Genomic DNA, 1,032 nt, shown 5'->3' with positions numbered 1-1,032 from the left:
AGTTCATTGGCCGTCTTTCCGGTGAGTTTTTGCCTGGTATTATTCAGGGCTGCTATTTTAGTATGCAGCCAGGCTGTGGCCTCTTCCACATCCGTGAAGTGGCATTTCACCGCGAAGCTCTTACGTCGGATATATTCCACGCTGCGTTCCACATGACCCTTTTCATTACCGCGATAGCTATTACAAAAACGATGGCTAAAATGATAGTGCCCACGCAGTTCTAACAAGGCGCGAGTAGGTTCTTTCTCGTGAGGTCCTATGAATTTGGATACCGCTACCCGCATATTATCATAGACCATTTCCTTATAAACCCCTTGCAGGTGTTCGAAAAAACTTACGTGGGATTCCATAAAGGCCAGGGTATCCTGACGCTGATAAATTTCAGCAAAACGATAGTTACTGTAAGCGGCTGTAAAAACAGCCAGATGGAAGCGAGTTAGCTTCCCGTCTATATAAAGCTTGATTTCTCCCCAATCAAACTCACAGACCGCTCCTGGAATATACTCCTGGCGTATATAGGCTTCTTTAGGCGCTGTCTTCCCTTGTTTTTCTTTGATGTAATTGCAGACGGTAGTGTAGCCAATATCAATACCTTGCTCCTGTAATAGGCTATGAATATCACATTTCTTAAGCAATTGTTTTCGAAGTCCTTGCAGCCTTTTCTCTTCATTGGCTGCCAGCAGCTCATCGATAGCCTGCTGTACGTCTACAGTAAGTTTTAATTTTGCACGCTTCTCTCGATGGTAGATCGGCGGATTTGACAAATACTCAGTAATGGCCTCTTGAGGGGGCGAACCCGACTGTAATCGAGCTTCAAAGTCAGTAATGTACTTTTTTACCGTCTTTCTGCTGATTCCAAGCTCTTTGCTTATCAATCGTTGGCTTTTGCCTTCACGATGACTCTTTAATATTATTTCCTGTTTTGTATACATGCTTATCATTTTTCGAACGTCTCTGGTTGGACGTTCAAGTTGGTAATAAGTGGTATACTTTTAAATTGAAATGTGGGGTAGTTCTATATTAATATATACA

1 protein-coding gene is annotated in these 1,032 nt (G+C 42.6%); it reads right to left on the bottom strand.

Annotated features, from left to right (window positions below; all coding sequences use genetic code 11):
• On the bottom strand, positions 1-932 hold a 932-nt coding region (istA, locus tag DET49_RS18355; protein WP_166636624.1), incomplete at its 3' end, for an IS21 family transposase.
• Between the last annotated feature and the right edge of the window lie 100 nt (positions 933-1,032).

The organism is Salegentibacter sp. 24 (assembly GCF_004362395.1).
Taxonomy (GTDB): domain Bacteria; phylum Bacteroidota; class Bacteroidia; order Flavobacteriales; family Flavobacteriaceae; genus Salegentibacter.
Note: the sequence above shows the minus strand (reverse complement) of the source record. Positions and strands in the feature narration are given on the sequence as shown.